The sequence below is a fragment of the Streptomyces mutabilis genome, assembly GCF_046628145.1.
GTDB lineage: Bacteria > Actinomycetota > Actinomycetes > Streptomycetales > Streptomycetaceae > Streptomyces > Streptomyces mutabilis.
The window spans coordinates 591,229-608,098 of record NZ_CP176874.1; the positions used below are offsets into that span (position 1 = coordinate 591,229).

The 16,870-nt window shown below is 72.2% G+C and carries 17 protein-coding genes; 6 read left to right on the forward strand and 11 right to left on the reverse strand.

Features of this window, described 5'->3' with window-relative positions:
• The first annotated feature begins 77 nt into the window (after nucleotides 1-77).
• Complete coding sequence (locus tag ACLIN4_RS02235; protein WP_381943806.1) at nucleotides 78-1,376, forward strand: flavin-containing monooxygenase; 1,299 nt, start codon at nucleotides 78-80, stop codon at nucleotides 1,374-1,376.
• A gap of 92 nt (nucleotides 1,377-1,468) precedes the next feature.
• On the opposite strand, the gene ACLIN4_RS02240 is transcribed toward ACLIN4_RS02235, so the two are convergent.
• The 6 genes from ACLIN4_RS02240 to ACLIN4_RS02265 form a co-directional block, all read right to left on the reverse strand.
• Nucleotides 1,469-2,584, reverse strand: a complete 1,116-nt coding sequence (locus tag ACLIN4_RS02240) for a tryptophan dimethylallyltransferase family protein (RefSeq protein ID WP_381943803.1) — start codon at nucleotides 2,582-2,584, stop codon at nucleotides 1,469-1,471.
• A gap of 207 nt (nucleotides 2,585-2,791) precedes the next feature.
• A complete protein-coding gene (locus ACLIN4_RS02245; protein WP_107476720.1) occupies nucleotides 2,792-4,141 on the reverse strand; it encodes a cytochrome P450 in 1,350 nt (449 codons plus the stop codon).
• Between the two features lie 15 nt (nucleotides 4,142-4,156).
• Nucleotides 4,157-4,750, reverse strand: a complete 594-nt coding sequence (locus ACLIN4_RS02250; protein ID WP_100044016.1) for a GTP-binding protein — start codon at nucleotides 4,748-4,750, stop codon at nucleotides 4,157-4,159.
• Complete coding sequence (locus ACLIN4_RS02255; RefSeq protein WP_100044017.1) at nucleotides 4,725-5,102, reverse strand: DUF742 domain-containing protein; 378 nt, start codon at nucleotides 5,100-5,102, stop codon at nucleotides 4,725-4,727. The genes ACLIN4_RS02250 and ACLIN4_RS02255 overlap by 26 nt, the downstream gene beginning before the upstream one ends.
• On the reverse strand, nucleotides 5,099-5,500 hold the full coding sequence (locus ACLIN4_RS02260; RefSeq protein ID WP_073730178.1) for a roadblock/LC7 domain-containing protein: 402 nt from the start codon (nucleotides 5,498-5,500) through the stop codon (nucleotides 5,099-5,101). Before ACLIN4_RS02260 ends, ACLIN4_RS02255 begins: the two co-directional genes overlap by 4 nt.
• Nucleotides 5,497-6,675: an ATP-binding protein gene (locus ACLIN4_RS02265; protein ID WP_289907924.1), complete on the reverse strand. Its 1,179-nt coding sequence runs from the start codon at nucleotides 6,673-6,675 to the stop codon at nucleotides 5,497-5,499. The genes ACLIN4_RS02260 and ACLIN4_RS02265 overlap by 4 nt, the downstream gene beginning before the upstream one ends.
• Nucleotides 6,676-7,008: 333 nt before the next feature.
• On the opposite strand from ACLIN4_RS02265, the gene ACLIN4_RS02270 reads away from it, so the two are divergent.
• The 4 genes from ACLIN4_RS02270 to ACLIN4_RS02285 all read left to right on the forward strand — a co-directional run bounded on the left by ACLIN4_RS02270 (nucleotide 7,009) and on the right by ACLIN4_RS02285 (nucleotide 10,873).
• The gene (locus ACLIN4_RS02270) at nucleotides 7,009-7,761 is read left to right on the forward strand and encodes a sulfite exporter TauE/SafE family protein (protein ID WP_411576725.1); all 753 of its coding nucleotides are present in this window, start codon (nucleotides 7,009-7,011) and stop codon (nucleotides 7,759-7,761) included.
• A gap of 141 nt (nucleotides 7,762-7,902) precedes the next feature.
• A complete protein-coding gene (locus ACLIN4_RS02275) occupies nucleotides 7,903-8,631 on the forward strand; it encodes a S1 family peptidase (RefSeq protein ID WP_179342308.1) in 729 nt (242 codons plus the stop codon).
• 117 nt (nucleotides 8,632-8,748) lie between these two features.
• Nucleotides 8,749-9,579, forward strand: a complete 831-nt coding sequence (locus tag ACLIN4_RS02280) for an ABC transporter ATP-binding protein (RefSeq protein ID WP_107476722.1) — start codon at nucleotides 8,749-8,751, stop codon at nucleotides 9,577-9,579.
• A gap of 328 nt (nucleotides 9,580-9,907) precedes the next feature.
• Nucleotides 9,908-10,873 carry a YihY/virulence factor BrkB family protein gene (locus ACLIN4_RS02285; protein WP_100044021.1) on the forward strand — a complete coding sequence of 322 codons (966 nt, stop codon included), beginning with the start codon at nucleotides 9,908-9,910 and terminating at the stop codon, nucleotides 10,871-10,873.
• 17 nt (nucleotides 10,874-10,890) lie between these two features.
• On the opposite strand, the gene ACLIN4_RS02290 is transcribed toward ACLIN4_RS02285, so the two are convergent.
• From ACLIN4_RS02290 to ACLIN4_RS02310, 5 genes are all read right to left on the reverse strand, one after another.
• Nucleotides 10,891-11,223, reverse strand: coding sequence for a transglycosylase family protein (locus ACLIN4_RS02290; protein ID WP_289907923.1), 333 nt, complete (start codon nucleotides 11,221-11,223; stop codon nucleotides 10,891-10,893).
• A 134-nt stretch (nucleotides 11,224-11,357) separates the two neighbouring features.
• Entirely contained in the window at nucleotides 11,358-12,827 is a 1,470-nt protein-coding gene (locus ACLIN4_RS02295; protein ID WP_411575446.1) for a sialate:H+ symport family MFS transporter, read from the reverse strand.
• Between the two features lie 90 nt (nucleotides 12,828-12,917).
• Nucleotides 12,918-13,847, reverse strand: coding sequence for a dihydrodipicolinate synthase family protein (locus ACLIN4_RS02300; protein WP_289907921.1), 930 nt, complete (start codon nucleotides 13,845-13,847; stop codon nucleotides 12,918-12,920).
• 382 nt (nucleotides 13,848-14,229) lie between these two features.
• A complete protein-coding gene (locus ACLIN4_RS02305; RefSeq protein ID WP_100044025.1) occupies nucleotides 14,230-14,766 on the reverse strand; it encodes an isochorismatase family cysteine hydrolase in 537 nt (178 codons plus the stop codon).
• 75 nt (nucleotides 14,767-14,841) lie between these two features.
• Entirely contained in the window at nucleotides 14,842-15,639 is a 798-nt protein-coding gene (locus tag ACLIN4_RS02310) for a restriction endonuclease (protein ID WP_411575447.1), read from the reverse strand.
• A 144-nt stretch (nucleotides 15,640-15,783) separates the two neighbouring features.
• Here ACLIN4_RS02310 and ACLIN4_RS02315 point away from each other — a divergent pair, with 144 nt between their 5' ends.
• The gene (locus ACLIN4_RS02315; protein WP_107476726.1) at nucleotides 15,784-16,857 is read left to right on the forward strand and encodes a right-handed parallel beta-helix repeat-containing protein; all 1,074 of its coding nucleotides are present in this window, start codon (nucleotides 15,784-15,786) and stop codon (nucleotides 16,855-16,857) included.
• Nucleotides 16,858-16,870: the final 13 nt, after the last annotated feature.

Consider the following 16,870-nt stretch of genomic DNA (forward strand, 5'->3'; position numbering starts at 1 on the left):
ACCGGTGTGCACGGAGATGCGGATGGGCAGTGAGTGCATGATCGGGGGAGAACGAGTCCGTCCTGAGGGGAAATCCCGTGCGTGTGTGTGTGATCGGTGCAGGTCTGTCGGGGCTGGCGGTGGGCCATGCCCTGAGGGAGCGCGGCATCGGCTTCGTCTGCCTGGAGAAGGCGGACGACGTCGGCGGCATCTGGCGCCGGCCGGAGGCCGGTGAGCGGGGCCCGGGTTACGAGTCCCTGCACCTCAACACCGCCAAGCAGCTGACCGGTTACGCGGACTTCCCGATGCCGGAGTCGTACCCGCTCTACCCCCGGCACAGCCAGTTCGCCGCGTACCTGCGCTCCTTCGCCGAGTGGTCCGGGGTGCGGGAGCACGTCGAGCTGCGCACCGAGGTGACGTCCGTGCGCCAGGAGGCGGACGGCATGTGGACCGTGGTGAGCCGGGACGCGGGGGGCGCGGTGACGTCGCGCCGCTTCGAGCAGGTGATCGTCGCCTCGGGCCATCACACGGACCCCGCGCTGCCCGATCCCCTCCCGGAGGGGGCCGAGTCCTTCGCCGGAACGATTCTCCACTCCCTCGACTACCGCACCGGTGCCGACTTCGCCGGCCGGCGCGTCGTCGTGGTCGGGCTGGGCGCGTCCGCGGTCGACATCGCGGCGGACCTCTCCCGTCACGCGGCCGAGACCTTCCTCTCGGTGCGCCGGGGACTGCACATCGTGCCCAAGCAGCTCTACGGCATGTCGGTCGACGTGATCGCCGAAGCGCCCTGGTGGAACGAGATGTCCTTCGCCGAGCGGATCCAGTGGGTGGAGCAGGCCCTGCTGGTCGCGCGCGGCAAGCTGTCGGACTACGGCCTGCCCGAGCCCGACCACCCCGTCTTCTCCTCCGCCGTGACCCTCTCGGACGAGATCCTCAGCCGCATCCGGCACGGCGCGGTCACGCCCAGGCCCGCGATCGACTCCTTCGACGGCGACCGGGTCGTCTTCACCGACGGCACCTCCACGGCGGCGGACGCGGTCGTCTACTGCACCGGCTTCCACATGACCTGGCCCTTCCTGCCCGCCGGCTGTCCGGTGGCGGCGGACGGCTCGGTCGAGCTGTACCGACGGGTCGTGCCGGCCGACCGTCCGGGGCTGTACTTCGTGGGGTTGGTCCGGCCCGTGGGTGCCATCACCCGCTTGGTGGAAGCCCAGGCCCAGTGGGTGGCCCGGATCATCGACGGGGAGACCTCGCTGCCCCCCGCTGAGGAGATGCGCGAGGAGATCGACGCCTACCTCACCTCCATCGTGCGGCGGTACGGCCGGACGCAGGGCGCCTCGATCCAGGTCGACGTGGGTCCGTACCTGGCGGAGTTCCGGGAGTCGGCGACGGTCTGACCCACCGGGCACCCGTCCTCCGACGCGTCCTCGCCCGGGGCTCCCGGTGCGTCCCACCGGGAGCCCTGCGGTGTGCCGGACCGGCGGTCGGCTCAGCCGACCGCCACCGGCTCGGGCACCGCCTCCACGGCCGGCGGCCGGACCGCGTACGCCTCCGACGAGAGGTAGGCCGTCACCCGTGGCGGGCGGCCCTGCTGGTGGGCGAGCGCGAGGTAGGCGATGAGGCCCACCCCGTCCTCGGGCCGCCGCTCGGTGAGGGCGGCCAGGGCGCGGACCAGCACGGAGTCGTCGATGCCGTGGTGGCGCAGCACCCTGGAAGCCCGCGCCAGGGCCTCCCCGTCGTGCCGGGCGTAGTCCCTCACCGGGATGTGGAGGGTGAACCCGCTCGGCCGCGCGGAGGCGGTGTCGGTGAAGGCGTGGCAGGACAGGCCCGGCCGCCGGCCGAGCCCCGTGGTGTCCGGGCCGAGGCCCGCGACCGTGCGGAAGAAGCCCTCGACCGCCGCGGTGCCCGGGCCCTGCGCCATGCGGGACAGCCGCCCGGCCTGACCGGCCGTGAGGCTCTCGTGGCGGACGTAGACCTTCGCCCGGGGTTCTTCCCAGTCACCCAGGTCGAGGGCGAGGAAGGGGTAACCGCTGCCCTCGGGCAGGCTCGCGAAGGCCCGCCGGTGGCCCAGCCGGTCCAGCGCCTCGCGCACCGTCGCGGCGGAACGTTTCGCCCCACGCGCGGCCGGGTTCAGGTAGACCTTGACCTTCGGTACGCCTCCGGGCTCCAGTTCCAGGGCGATCCACAGGGCCAGGGGCCCGTGCGGGGACGGCGGCAGGAACAGGTCCCGGAGGCCGTCGAGCGCGGCGGTGGAGAAGTTCCAGCGTCGCGCCATCGCCCGGACCGCCTCCAGGCCGGCGCGGCCTTCCCGAGCCAGGCTGTCTGCGCCGCAGCCCGGCTCCAGGAGCACCCGCAGGGCGGGAGCGGCGTCCGGCTGGAACGAGAGGGAGAACTCCACGGGGGTGTGGTCGTCGGACAGGAAGGTGCGGTTGGGCGGTGGCAGACTCAGCGGGCGCTCGGCCACCGGCCCCAGGGAGTCGGTCAGGACGCCGGCGTAGGTCTCCGCGTCGGCCGCGGTCAGACCCGCGACCGCGCCGAGTCTTCGCAGCTGACCGGCGGTGAGCGAACCGAGCGTCGGTGCGCCGCCCGGGTCCGCGGGGCTCACCGGCTCCTCCCCCGCCGGAGCCGCACAGAGAGATACCCGCCTGGCGAGGCGGGTATCGGGTGGTTCGGCGGCGGGAAAGCGGCGTTCGTGGATATGTGCTCCACGAAACCTCCTTTTACTCGTGAGCAACTTGAATGCCGCGTTGCTCACTACCCGTGCCGTTGAACCTTCATGCGGAAGTGGCTGGTTGGACGGGTGTTGCGCATGTCACCGTGTGAGCCAGTTGAGGAACTGGCTCCACATGCCTCCGCGTTCGGCCGGGCGGGCGGGACTCGCCGCCGTCTCCCGCTCGGCGGTCACGGTGCCCGGCTGCGGGTCGCCACGCCGCCCGGAGCGCACCGGGGTGAAGCGGGCCGGGAGCGTGGCGAGGGCGCGGTTGAACGGCCCCGGACGCCACGTCAGGCTGTCCTCCGGGACGGCGAGTTCGACGTCGGGCAGCTCGTTGAAGAGGTGCTCGATGGCGGTCACGGTGATGTGCCGGGCCGGCTCCTTCGAGGGGCAGGCGTGCGGGCCCGCGCTCCAGGCCAGGTGGGCGCGGTTGCTGCCGGCCTGGCGCGAGGCCTTGAGGGCGGGGCCGGTGTTGGCCGCCGCGAAGCTGACCAGGACCAGGTCCCCCGCCTGGAGGTGGTGCCCGGCGAGCTCCGTGTCGGCGGCCGGGTAGTGCGGCGCGTAGTTCGACATGGGCGGGTTCTCCCACAGCGTGTCGTCCAGCGCCTCGTCGATCAGGCCCCCCTCGCGCGCGTACCGCTCGTGGGTGAGGAGCCGGTGCAGGGTGTTGCCGATGAGGTTGCGCAGCGGCTCGGCGCCCGCGCCCAGCAGCAGCGCGAGCTGGTGGACCATCTCCTCGTCGCTGAGCCGCGCCTCGTGCCGCATCAGCCAGGAGGTGACGTCCTCGCCGGGCTTGTCCCGCTTGAGCGCGACCAGCTCGCCCACCGCCTGGAAGAGCACCGCGGTGGCCTTCTCGGCGTTGACGCCGTCGAACATCCCGGAGATGCCGAACAGCACCCGGTCGCCGATGTCGGCGGGGCAGCCGAAGAGTTCGTTGAACACGAACAGCGGAAGCTGCTTGGCGTAGTCGCCGAGCAGGTCGGCGGAGCCGCGGGAGCCGAACTGCGAGATGAGGTAGCCGGAGATCTGCTCGGTGCTGCGGCTCAGCCGGCGGGTGTCCACGCGCGCCATGCTGTCCGTGACCGCCTGCCGCAGCCTGATGTGGTCGGCGCCGTCGGCGAACATGCAGTTGGGCCGGTAGGCGAGCAGCGGGGCCACCGGGCTGTCCGGGCCGACCTTGCCCTCGTTGAAGGCCCGCCAGCGCCGCGCGTCCTTGCGGAAGGAGCCGGAGTCCTGCAACAGCTGGAGCGCCGCCGCGTAGTCGGTGACCAGCGTCGCCTCGACCCCCGGGGCCAGTTCGACGGGCGCCGCGGCCCCGTAGTGGCGCAGGTACTCGTAGTAGGCCTGCGGGTCGGCGGCGAACTCGGGTCCGTGCAGGGGGACCCGGGCGCCGGAGCCGTGGGCCGGGCACCCGGGCGGTGGCACCGGAGCGGTGTCGTGGGCGTTCATGTCTGCTCCCAGCTCCTAGCGGGTGCGGTCCAGCAAGTAGCGGACGAGGGTGGTCAGTGCGGCGGCCGAGGACTTCTCGTCGCGGGCGTCGCAGGTGACGACGGGGGTGTCGTCGAGCAGGTCGAGTGCCTCGCGCAGCGCCCGCTCGTCGCGCAGCGGCGCGCCGTCGAAGTGGTTGACGGCGATGGCGTAGTCGAGGCCGTAGTGCTCGATGAGGTCGATGACCGGGAAGGAGTCGGCCAGCCGCTCGGGGTCGACGAGCACCAGGGCGCCGAGCGCGCCGCGCGCCATGTCCTCCCACATCTGCACGAAGCGCTGCTGCCCGGGGGTGCCGAACAGGTAGAGCACGACGCGGTCGCTGATGGTCAGGCGCCCGAAGTCCATGGCGACCGTGGTCGTGGTCTTGCCCTGGACTCCCTTGAGGTCGTCGACCGACTCGGCGGCCTGCGTCATCGTCTCCTCGGTGGACAGCGGCTCGATCTCGGAGATGGAGCCGATGAGGGTGGTCTTGCCCACCGCGAAGTGGCCGACGACGAGGATCTTCACCGCGGTCTGGGTCGCCCCGCCGCGCACGTAGTCCCGCTCATCCAAACTTGGCGCGGAGCCCATTGAGCACCTCCTCCAGGATCTCCTTGTCGGCCAGGCGGGCACGGGCCACCGGCGGACGGGTCATGAGGTGGCCGCCCTCCATGAGGGAGGCCAGCAGGATGCGCACCACGCCCAGCGGGAAGTGGGTGTGCCCGGCGATCTCGGCGACCGACAGATAGCCGGCGGAGCACAGGTCCAGCAGGCTCTGCTCCTCGGGGGAGAGCCTCAGGGGCCGCTGCGGGTCCCCCTCGGCGGCCGTGACGAGGGTGATGAGGGAGAGGTGTTCCTCGTCGGGCAGGCCGCGGCCCTTGGTGATGACGTACGGCCGCACTAATTCGGGGGCCTCGGGCTCCCAGCCGTCGTGGCCGCTCATGAGCGGGAACCGAGGTTCTCGCGCGGCGGTGTCGTCAGCCGCTTGCCGAGCTGGGCGACGAGCTGCTGCATCCGGAAGGTGATGTCGGCCATGTCGACGTCCGGGGAGGCGGAGACGCCGAGGTAGGCACCCTCGCCGGCGGAGATCAGGAACACCCAGCCGCCGTCGAACTCGACCAGGGTCTGCCGCCAGGACTGGCTGGGGTCCTCACAGAAGAAGGCGAGCGTCCGGCTGAGCGACTGCACGCCGCTCATCGCGGCGGCCACCCGGTCGGCGTCGTCCTTGTCGAAGTCCTGCGTACGGGCCATCAGCAGGCCGTCGGCCGATATCAGGACCGCGTGCAGGGCCCCGGGAATCTCCAGGGCGCTGTCGAGCATCCATGACAGGTCGTCGTTCACGAGTCCTCATGTCCTTCTCTGCTTGCACCGGGTGTTCTGCGGGGCCGGTCGGCGTCCTCGGACCGGGTGACGCGGCCGGTCTGCGTGCCCCGTTGGAAGGCGGCCATGACCTGCGCCTGCTCGGCGTCGGAGCGGCCGGCGGGGCGCGGGGTGGAACCACTGCCGGGCACGATGGCCATCGGGCGCTTGCGGCGCCGCCGGGGCAGTCCGTCGCTGGTCTCGGAGGGGGCGAGCGCGGCCTCCGGTCCGCCGTCGAGAACCGGCCGGGCGGTGCTCCGGGCGGCGGGGGCGGGTGCGGGCGCCTTCTTCTCCGGCATGGCGGTGAGCAGGTCGTGCGGGAGCAGGACCACCGCCCGTACACCTCCGTAGGGAGAGGAGGAGTCCACCGACACCTCGAAGCCGAAGCGCTCGCACAGCAGGCCGATGACCGCGAAGCCGAACTGCGGCGGGTTCCCGAGCCCGGCCACGCCCGAGGCGCGCTCGGTGGCGAGGAGCTTGTCGGCGCGGGCGCGCTCCTCGTCGCTCATGCCGACACCGGCGTCGTCGACGACGACGCAGATGCCCTTGGGCACGGTCCGGATGTTGATCTCGACGACGGTGTCCGGGCTGGAGTAGCTGGTGGCGTTGTCGAGCAGCTCGGCGAGGGCCAGGGCGACGGGTTCGACGGCCCGGCTGGTGATGCCGAAGTCGACCTGGGAGAGGATCTCCACCCGCCGGAAGTGCCGGATGCGGCCCTGGGCACTGCGCACCACGTCGTACACCGAGGCGGTGTCCCGGCGGCCGCCCAGCCAGCCGTCGCACAGCACCGCGATGGACTGGGCGCGCCGGCCGAACTGCGAGTTGGTGTGGTCGATCTCCAGCAGGTCCTGGAGCAGGGCCGAGTCACCGTACTTGGTCTGCAGCCGGGAGAGCACCAGCTGCTGCTCGGCGGCGAGGCCCTGGAGGGTCCGCATGGCCGACTTGAGCACGGTCTTGGTCTCGTCCTCGGCCCGCTCCTGGGCCGCCCGCACGGACCTGCCGTAGTCGTTCTCCAGCTCCGTGTAGTGCTGCTTGAGCCCTTGGACCTCCTGCCGCAGAGCTCGTGCCGCCCTGCGCTGCCGGCCGATGAGCACGGCGGCGGCGACGAGGGCGACGAGAAGGGCCCAGACCAATGGGTTCCCTGTGTATTCCGTCATAAGACTCTCTTCAGGCGACTGAAGGCCGGTTCGCTGAGTTCCCGTCCACGCGGGCGGTCCGGTGGACCGCCCGGCACCGGGGGGTGCTGCCCGGGCTGTCCCTGAAGTCGGGGATGCCGTCTTTCACCCATCCGCCCGCTCCGCAAACGCGGTGATCGTATCACCGCATGATCAGGTGAATTTACGTCAAGAAGTGTTCATCCAGGACCGGTTGGAACCGGCACTTCCCGTCACTTCGGCGGTGGGTACAGTCGGCCCCGTGAAAGATGCACAAGACACCTTCCGGCCGCACGCGGAGCCGGCACGGGACGGCACGGCGTGACACCGGAGGCCATGGCCGCGGTGTTCGCGGCGGGGGTGGGAGCGGGCGCCATCAACAGCGTCGTCGGCTCCGGGACCCTCATCACCTTCCCCGTGCTGCTGGCCACGGGGCTGTCCCCCGTCACCGCGACGGTGTCCAACGCCCTCGGCCTCATCCCCGGCTCCATCAGCGGGGCCATCGGCTACCGCGAGGAGTTGAGCGGCCAGCGCCGGCGCGTGCTGAAACTGAGCGCCGGCGCGCTGCTCGGCGGCCTGGCCGGCGCCACGCTGCTGCTCGCCCTGCCGGCGGACGCGTTCGAGACGATCGTGCCGGTGCTGGTGAGCCTCGCCCTGGTGCTGGTGGCGCTCCAGCCGCAGATCGGCAGGTGGGTGCAGCGCCGCCGCGAACGCACCGGCGCCTCGCCGCGCCGGGACGGCGGCCCCCTCCTGCTCAGCGGCCTGACGCTGGCGAGCGTCTACGGCGGGTACTTCACGGCCGCGCAGGGGATCATCTACCTGTCCCTGATGGGCATGCTGCTCGACGAGCCCCTGCAGCGCCTCAACGGCGTCAAGAACGTCCTCTCCGCCGTCGTCAACACCGTCGCCGCGCTCTTCTTCCTCTTCGCCGCGGACTTCGACTGGACGGCGGTCGGGCTCCTCGCGGCGGGTTCGGCCCTCGGTGGATACGCCGGGGCGAAGGTGGGCCGGCGCTTCAGCCCCTTGGTCCTGCGGATACTCGTCGTGACGGTCGGCACCGTGGCCCTCGTGCAGTTGCTGCTGCGCTGAGCCGCCGTCCGGCCCGGCCCTCCCTCCCATAACGGCGTGTTATGGAAAGCCGGGATTGGCGGCCCGCGATCCGCGCCCGAGATGCTGAGCGCCCCCACCCACCACACGCGGCCCCACGCGTGTCGTCGGAATCGAGGAGCCTTGCGCATCACCAGACTCGTCCCCGCCCTGCTGGCCGCGCTCATGGCCGCGCTGCTGTCCGCCGTCGCGCTCGCCCCGAACGCCTCCGCGGCCGAACCCAAGCCCGGTGACGGCGGCCCCCAGCCCATCATCGGCGGCGGCTACGCGCAGAACGCCCCCTGGGCGGCCCGGCTGTTCTCCAACGGAACCCAGACCTGCAGCTCGACCATCATCTCCCCCACCTGGATACTCACCGCCAAACACTGCGTGAGCGGCGGAGGGCTCTCCTTCCGCATCGGCAGCCTCGACCAGAGCTCCGGCGGCACCGTGGCGAACGGCGTCCAGACCGTCACCCACTCCTCGGCGGACCTCGCGCTGGTACGCCTCGACCGCTCCGTCTCCGCCACCTACGCGCGGCTCGGGCAACCCGGCACGGTGCGGGTCGGCCAGGCCGTGCAGGTCTACGGCTGGGGCGCCACCTCCCGGTGCGGCTCCGAGATCAACTGCCAGTCCCGGTACCTGAAGGTCGCCAACCTGACCGTGACCCGAGGGTGCTACGACGCCTACTACGGACAGGCCATCTGCGCCCGCCCCGGCGACGGCATCACCGCGGGCGGCGACTCCGGCGGCCCGATGACGGCCGACGGCGTCCAGGTCGGCGTCGCCTCCACCAGCGACCGCCAGACCACCACGGCGTACACGAACGTGACGGCCTACCGCTCGTGGATCCAGTCGGTGGCGGGCGTCTGACCCGTCGGCCGAGGACCGGGCCGGGCCGTCCAGCAGCCGGACGGCCCGGCAGGCGCGTGGCGGATGCATCTACCGTTCGGCGTGAACGATCGGCGTGCCGCGCGAAGGAGCTCCGCAATGGCCGGACAGACAGCCAACTCCCTGGTGGGCGGGGAGGAGACCGCCGTCCTGCGGCTCGAGGACGTGGGCGTCCGCCGCCACACCACGGACCAGCTCATCCTCGACGGGGTCGACTGGACGGTCCACCCGGGCGAGCACTGGGCCCTGCTGGGAGCCAACGGCGCGGGCAAGACCACCCTGCTGCGGCTGCTCGGCGCGCTGATGCACCCGACCACCGGGACCGTGGAGGTCCTCGGCAGCCGACTCGGCCGGGTGGACGTCCGCGAACTGCGGGCCCGCATCGGTCACGTCAACTCCGCCCAGCGGGTGCCGCAGGACCTCACCGCCCACGCGGTCGTCCTCACCGGGCACAGCGGCACCGTGCAGCCCCTGTGGCGGACGTACGACGACGATGTCCGCCGGCGTGCCCGCGACCTGCTCACCGAACTCGGGGTCAAGGAACTGGCCGACCGCCCGTACGGCGTGTGCTCGGGCGGGCAGCGGGCGCGCGTCCTCATCGCCAGGGCGCTGATGGCCGACCCGGCGCTGCTGCTCCTGGACGAGCCCTTCAACGCACTGGACCTGCCCTCCCGCGAGGATCTCGTCGAGGCCATGCACCAGCTGGCCGAGGGGCGCCCGCAGCTGGCCACCGTGACGGTGACCCACCATCTCGAGGAGCTGTTCCCCGCCGTCAGTCACGCACTGCTCCTGCGCGAGGGCCGGATCCTGTCGCGCGGGCCCGTGGACGGCGTCCTCACCGACTCCCTGCTGACGGCGTGCTTCGGCCGGGACATCACGGTGGCCAGGCGGGACGGACGCTGGTCCGCCTATTCGGGGCGCCGTTCCTGAGCCCTCGGCAGCGAGGGCGGCCCCGGAGGTATCGGCGTACGGAACGTCCGGGACCGCCCCTCGGCTCCCCCGCCAGGGGACTGCCCACCGGCCGCCCGCAGGAAACGGGAGACGCAGCCGGCCGGAGCAAGTGCACGCCCACGGGTTACCCCGGTCAACACAGGTCCCCGCTCGCGGTCCGGCACGGTGAGGCCGCGCTCCGCCGGCCCGCCGCCACCCGATCGGCCCGGCCGGTCGTCCGGTCGGCGCTGTCCGGCTCGTTCACGGGGCATGTGCATGGGTGGAGGCCCGCGCCTCCGACCGTTGCGAGCCGAGGAGCAGCCACACCGTGGGAACCGCCGTTCACGTCCCGCAGACCCGGGACATGCTGGGAGAGGAACTCTCCGGCGACGAAGCCCTGACCGCCCTGCGCCACTACGGAGGCCTGCGGCTGCTGACCGACTCCTTCGCCCGGTTCCGCTACGCGGACGGCTTCACCAACGCCCGGGCCCTCGCCTTCCAGGTGGTGCTCGGGCTCGTCCCGTTCACCGTCGTGCTCGTCGGCCTCGCCACGTCGGTCCACACCGAGGGTGTCGGCCGGGTCGTCGAGCTCACTCTCGGCCGGATCGTGCCGGGGGCCAGTGCCGACGTCGTGGAGAAGGCGTTCGAGGGCACCCGGCGCAGCGCCGGGAGCGACGCGTGGGGCACGCTGGCGCTGTGGCTGGGGCTGGCGTTCGCCCTGCTGAACCTCTCCTCGGCCATGGGCCAGATCGAGCGGGGCGCCAACCGCATCTACGGCATCGAGCGCGACCGCCCCTTCCCCCGCAAGTACGGCAGGGCGCTGGTGCTCGCGCTCTGCGCGGGCCTGCCGATGGTGCTGGGGTTCCTGGTGCTCGTCGCGGGTGAGGCCGTGGGCGACGCCGTGGCCCGTTCCACCGGCGACCGCGCCGGCGCCCCCGGGTGGTGGACCGCGCTGGAGGTGCCGGCGGGGCTGCTGCTGGCCTGGGTCGCCTCGGCGGTGATCCTGCGCTGGTCGCCCCGCCGTGACCAGCCCGGCTACACCTGGCTGGCCTTCGGTTCCGCGGTCCACCTGGTGCTGTGGGTGTCGGCGACCTGGCTGCTCGCGCTGTACGTCGGTCACAGCGGCGCGTTCGGTGCCGTGTACGGGCCGCTCACCGCGTTCATCGCGCTGCTGCTGTGGGCGAACCTCACGGCGGTGGCGCTCTTCCTCGGCATCGCCTTCGCGGCCCAGCTGGAGGCGGCCCGGGCCGGCATCCGAACGCCGGTCCGGCCGGACCCGGGGCCGGGTGACTGACGGTTCGGCTCCGCGCGTCAGGCGCAGCCCCAGGCCGACATGCCCTGGATGCGGGCGAGGCGCTCGGCGACGGCGATCTGTTCCCCGCGGGTGGCGAGGTCCGCGCGCGGCGCGTACTCGAGGCCACCGGCGGCGACCCAGCTCGACGCGGCGAACTGCAGACCGCCGTAGTAGCCGTTGCCGGTGTTCGCCTTCCAGTTGCCGCCGGACTCACAGGCGGCGATGGCGTCCCAGTCGGTGCGCAGGGGAACCGACGCCGAGGCCGCCGTCTGGCCGGTCGCGCCCAGTGCGACCACGGCGAAGAGGGCCACCGCCGAAGAGCGGACCGTACGGCCGCGCGAGCCGCGCACGCCGCTTCGATGAGCATCTCGTCTACAGATCATACCGAGACTGTTACACCGGGTGACGGCACGGCGCCTCGCCGACCACTGTCCCGTTCGGCCGGTCGGAGCAGGCGGATCACCCGTCGGCACCCGCCGCGCCCTCACTTCGCCGACCGTACGCGGGCCGTGTCGTCCGTGGCCGCCTCGGCGGCCAGGTAGTCCGGTACGGCCTGCGGGTCGATGAGCCGGTTGAGCCGGCTCGGGACGTCGAAGCCGATCAGCACGATCACGACGAGGGTCAGGGAGAAGGTCAGGACCGCGAGCGACTGCCCCAGCGACATCGTCGACGCCAGCTCGGCCCCCAGCACCGGGGCGACCGCGCCGCCCAGCGCTCCGACGTTGTAGGTGAAGCCCAGCGACGCCGCCCGGGTCTCGGTCGGGAAATGCCCGGCGATGAACTTGGGCAGCAGTCCCGAGATGCCCTGCATGCAGGCCAGCATCAGGAACAGCAGGACACCCAGCCCGATACGGCTGTCCCGGATCGCGAAGACCGGGAAGACGAAGGCGATGCCGATCAGCAGGGTGCAGGCGTACGCCTTGCGGGTGCCGAACCGGTCCCCCACGAAGCCGGTGACGATACAGCCGGCCATCGTGCCGAAACCCGCGTAGTAGAGCGCGTCGCTGACCTGGGCGGGCGTGAAGCCGAGCTCCGTCTTGAGGTAGGTGGGCAGCAGGGCCTGGACCGGCCAGCTGTAGAGGAAGGCGCAGAAGACGGTGACGCACAGCGCGACGAACAGCACCCACCGCCTGCGGCCGCCCAGTTGCACGGCGAACGCGGTCAGACAGGCCGCCGCCACGACGGAGAGCACGGGCACGGTCCCCTCGCCGAGCGGCGTGAAGACCGCGAAGAGCGATCCGGTGGCGACGGCGGCGAGCGCCGTGTTCACGGTCGCCCGGCGGCGGCCCGCGAACAGCGGCCGGAACGGATTCGGCCGTTCGCCGGCAGCCCCCACCTTCGCCTCCCAGTCGTCGGCCTCGGGCAGCGCCCGCCGCACCCACAGCGCGACGACCACGGGGAAGAGGCCGATGTAGAACAGCCAGCGCCAGCCGTGGGCCGGCACGACGTGCTCGTAGACCTCGGCCGCGAGGACGCCGCCCAGGGAGAAGCCGGAGATGAGGAAGCCGGAGGCGCGGTTGCGCAGCCGGGCGGGCCAGCTCTCCAGGACGTAGGTGGCGCTGGCGCTGTACTCGCCGGCCATGCCCATGCCGATCAGCAGGCGGGCGGTGAACAGACTGGTGTAGTCCCAGGCGAAGCCGCAGGCGAAGGTGCCGACGGAGTACAGCAGGATGCTGGCCACCATGGCGCTCTTGCGGCCGAAACGGTCCCCGAGGGCACCGAGCACGGCGCCGCCGAGCCAGCGGGTGATGAAGGCGCCGGACACCAGGCTCGCGGACTCGACGGTGGACAGTCCGAAGTCGTCGGCGATCTCGGTCAGTACGAGGGTGATCAGGACGAAGTCGAAGCCGTCGAGGAGGTAGCCGATCCAGGCGGCGAAGAACGACTTCCACTTCTCCCGGGACACCTCGCGGTACCAGGACGGGGACGGCGGGGTGGTGCGCGCAGATGACATGGCGGGTCCAATGCGGGTGGAAAGACGCGCGTCAGGGGCGGCGGGTGGAGCGGCGGGACCGGGGCGGGGCCGGCGTTCCCGGACGGGGTGTCACAGAAGGCCGGCCTCGGCGAGCCGGTCGCCGATCCGGGCCACGGCCGCCTCGTCGAGCGGGACCTGCGGTGCGGCGGTGGCCGCGCAGTCGATGAGGCCCAGCAGGCGGGCGGCGGCCTTGAAGGCGCCGAGCGCGGCGGAGCTGGGCCCCATCAGCGCCGGGTCGCCCTCCTCGGTGAGGGCGAACAGGGCGGCGAGGCGGTCCTGCTCGGCCTTGGCGGCGGCCCAGTCCCCGGCACGGGCGGCCTCGTACAGCCGCACGTAGCCCTCGGCGTCGACGTTGCCGAGTCCGGGCACGACGCCGTCGGCGCCGGCCAGCAGCGCGCAGTCGACGGTGAGTTCGGAGCCCGTGAGAACGGAGAAGTCCGGTGTGCTGCGGCGCAGTTCGACCAGCAGGCGGCGCAACGAGCCCTCGTCACCGCTGGAGTCCTTGAGCCCGGCGAGGGTGCCGTCGGCGGCGAGGTCGAGCACCACGGCGCGGGGCAGCTTGGTGTGCACGGCGGCCGGGATGTCGTAGGCGAACAGCGGCAGACCGGCAGCCGCGCGGACGCGCCGGAAGTGGTCGGCGATCTCGACGGGGTGCGTGCGGGTGTAGAAGGGCGCCGTGGCCACGAGCGCCTGCGCACCGGCCCGGACGGCGTCGGCCGCGCGGTCCAGTACCCGGGCGGTGGTGGTGTCGATGACCCCGGCCAGCACGGGGACGCGGCCCGCCGCGGTGTCCACGGCCGTTTCCAGCGCGGTCAGCCGCTGGGCGTCGGTGAGGTAGGCCGCCTCGCCGCTGGAGCCGAGCAGGAACAGGCCGTGCACACCGGCATCGATCAGGTGCTCGGTGAGCCGGCGGACCGAGGCGGTGTCCACCTCGCCGGCCGGGGTGAGGGGAGTGATGACCGGCGGGACGACGCCGCGCAGCGGCGTGGGCAAGGGCATGCGGTACTCCAGGTCGTTCTTCTCCGGCCCCGTGACGGAGGCGGGCGGGGCCGTGCCGTCTGCCGTCCCCCGGGGTGAGCCGGACGTAGGCCCTCCCACGTCCTGTGGGAGTGACACACGGCGGAGCCGGAGGTGTCAAGGGTCGTGGGGGGGGACGGCACACGGAGGTGCGCGAGGCGGACGAGAGCACCGCCCGCATCGACCGGGCCCGCCACCGGGGGCCGCAGCGGCGCGAGGGCGGCGGGCGAGTGCGTCGCGACGCCCTCACGGTCTCGCGGTGACCTCCGCGGCCTCGACCGACCCGCGTCCCCTGCGAACCGCCGCCCCCGGCACGCTCGCTACCACCGTGCGCCTGCCTCCGCCGGCTGCCGCAGCGCTCGTGTCACGTCCACAACTCGCCGCTGTCGCACACCCGGGCACCCATGTTCCGCTCCATCATGCGCAGTGCGGCGTCCGCGAGGTCGGCGTGGATGTGGGCGACGGCGTCGCGCGGCACGATGACCTGAAGGTGCCGGATGTGGGCGTCGAGCGCCGAGTAGAGCACACACTGCTCGGTCACCTGCCCGCACAGCACGAGCCGGTCGATGCCCTGCTCGTACAGCAGGTACGTCAACGGGGTCTCGAAGAAGATCGAGTGGCGCGCCTTGACCACGAAGAGGGAGGAGTCGTCGGGCCGCAGCGGCTCGACGAGGTCGGCGTGCGGCCCCGCGAGGGCCTGGTCGAGGATCTCGCCGTGGTGCGAGCGCCACTCGCCGAAGTTGTCGTTGACGTAGATCACGGGGACGCCCTGCCGCCGCGCCCGCTCCAGCAGGCCGGTCACGGCGGGGAGTACGGATTCCACGGAGGGAACCAGCGAATCGGCGTCCTTGTGGTCATAGGTGTTGATCATGTCGATGACGATCAGCGCTGTTTTGCCCATGCGGCACAGGTTGCCACTGAACGGCGGGGAAACCGTCCCGCCCCGGCCGACGGCCGGGGCGGGTGGCGGCGGAGTTCACCACAGGTCCTGGTCCAGGGGCGTGGTCTCCTCGGTCGCGCGAGGGCCGAGCGCCCAGGGCGCCGGCCCGGTGCCCCCGCTCCACTCCCGCAGCCGGCGCTCGTCCACGCAGACTATTCCGCACTGCTCGGCGTACTCGGCGGCCGGCCGGGTGAATTCGCTGGTGGTGACGACGACCGCTATGTCGGCCTCGTGGACGGTGAAGCAGGTACCGCCGAAGCGCTGCATCTCCTCGGAGCCCACCTTGTTGCCTTCGCCGTAGTACTTGCACTGGATGACGAGGCGCCGGCCGTCGGGGGTCACCGCCGTCACGTCCGCGCCGAGGTCGCCCGCGCCACCGACGACCTCCACCTCCGCACAGCCGTCGCGCAGGCAGAGGTCGGCCGTCGCCTGCTCGAACTCGTCGGGGCCGAACGCCTCGTGGTCGTCGATCACCGCGGTCGCGGGCTCCTGGACGTGGTGCGCCTCCGGTGGACGTACGGCCGTCCGGGTCTCCTCCAGGGCGTCCAGGGCCGTCGCCGTGCCCTTCTCCAGTGCGCCCGTGGTGCGCCGGGCCAGGCCGGAGGCGAGGGGGACGGTGCGCCTTCGCCGGCCGGCGAGGCAGGCCAGTACTCCGCCGAGCACCAGGACGACGGCCCATACGGGGCGCTGCTCGGCGACGTCGAGCGCCATCCGCACGACCCACCCCGCGACGCACAGGCCGACGGCGGCGAGTCCCAAGAACAGGGCCGTCGCGCGGAGGTCGAAGCGGCGCCCGGAGCGCCTCTGACGGGGGCCTCGTGCGGGAACGGTCACGACGGTCCCTCCTTTCCGGCCGACGACGTGAAGATCACTTAGGTCCGTCTGCCCAAGAACCCGGCGTTCACCGTCGGTTCATGACACGCCGTCGGATGGCTCATCCGACCAGTGCGCCAATCTTTCGGGCATAACGTGCGGAATATGAAGAAATGCCATGTCGTGTACCTGGTGTGCACCGCAGCGATGATCGGAACGGGGATCGGCGCGGCCCCGGCGTCCGCCGGCCACACGACCCACGTGGTCCACCCCGGCGAATCGATCCAGAAGGCGGTCGACGCCGCCCGGTCGGGCGACACCGTCCTCCTCACCCCCGGCACCTACCACGAGAGCGTCAAGGTGAGCACCCCCGGGCTCACCCTGCGCGGCATGGGCCGCGACACCGTCATCAAGCCGAGCACGGAGAAGGCCGCCGAAGAGAACACCTGCGCCGAAGACGGCAACGGCATCTGCGTGGTCGGCACGAAGGACGAGAACGTCAAGGGCGTCACCGTCGCCAACCTGACGGTGACCGGCTTCAAGCGCACCGGCGTGTTCTCCATGGCCACCGACGGGCTGACCGTACGGAACGTGACGGCCGTGAAGAACGGGGTCTGGGGCATCGCCCAGGAGCAGTCGATCCACGGGATCTTCCGGGGCAACACCGCCCGCGACAACGGCGACGCGGGCATCTTCATCGCCAACACCATCACGGCCGAGGCAGGCGCCGCGGACTCCCAGGGCACGGAGGTCGCCCACAACCGGCTCGAGGGCAACCGGATCGGCGTCACCGTCCGGCGGCTGCGCAACCTCGCCGTCGCGGACAACCACATCACCGGCAACTGCGCGGGCGTCTTCGTCGTCGGCGACGAGAACAAGCCCAAGGCCGGCGACCTCGTCGTGCGCGACAACTACGTCGTGCGCAACAACAAGTCCTGCCCGAAGACCGACCGGCTGGAGGCGCTCCAGGGCTCCGGCATCGTCCTGACCGGCGTCGAGAAGGTCCTGGTCGCCGACAACACGGTCGAGGGTAACTCCGGCAAGTCGTCGATGTCGGGCGGCATCGTCCTGGCCAAGAGCATGGTGGGCGCCGGCAACTCGAAGAACGAGGTCAACGGCAACAGGCTGCGCGAGAACTCCCCCGCCGACCTGGTCAACGCCGAGACCGCGGACACCGCCGCGAGCAACACCTTCACCGGCAACACCTGCGGCGCCTCCAAGCCCGCGGGACTGTGCTGACCGGCCGGCCGTA

Bases quoted from the DNA above. Each gene is read 5' to 3' on its own strand.
- ACLIN4_RS02245 (WP_107476720.1), bottom strand. From the start codon at position 4,141: ATGAACGCCCACGACACCGCTCCGGTGCCACCGCCCGGGTGCCCGGCC.
- ACLIN4_RS02250 (WP_100044016.1), bottom strand. From the start codon at position 4,750: ATGGGCTCCGCGCCAAGTTTGGATGAGCGGGACTACGTGCGCGGCGGG.
- ACLIN4_RS02255 (WP_100044017.1), bottom strand. From the start codon at position 5,102: ATGAGCGGCCACGACGGCTGGGAGCCCGAGGCCCCCGAATTAGTGCGG.
- ACLIN4_RS02265 (WP_289907924.1), bottom strand. From the start codon at position 6,675: ATGACGGAATACACAGGGAACCCATTGGTCTGGGCCCTTCTCGTCGCC.
- ACLIN4_RS02270 (WP_411576725.1), top strand. From the start codon at position 7,009: ATGGCCGCGGTGTTCGCGGCGGGGGTGGGAGCGGGCGCCATCAACAGC.
- ACLIN4_RS02280 (WP_107476722.1), top strand. From the start codon at position 8,749: ATGGCCGGACAGACAGCCAACTCCCTGGTGGGCGGGGAGGAGACCGCC.
- ACLIN4_RS02295 (WP_411575446.1), bottom strand. From the start codon at position 12,827: ATGTCATCTGCGCGCACCACCCCGCCGTCCCCGTCCTGGTACCGCGAG.
- ACLIN4_RS02300 (WP_289907921.1), bottom strand. From the start codon at position 13,847: ATGCCCTTGCCCACGCCGCTGCGCGGCGTCGTCCCGCCGGTCATCACT.
- ACLIN4_RS02305 (WP_100044025.1), bottom strand. From the start codon at position 14,766: ATGGGCAAAACAGCGCTGATCGTCATCGACATGATCAACACCTATGAC.
- ACLIN4_RS02315 (WP_107476726.1), top strand. From the start codon at position 15,784: ATGAAGAAATGCCATGTCGTGTACCTGGTGTGCACCGCAGCGATGATC.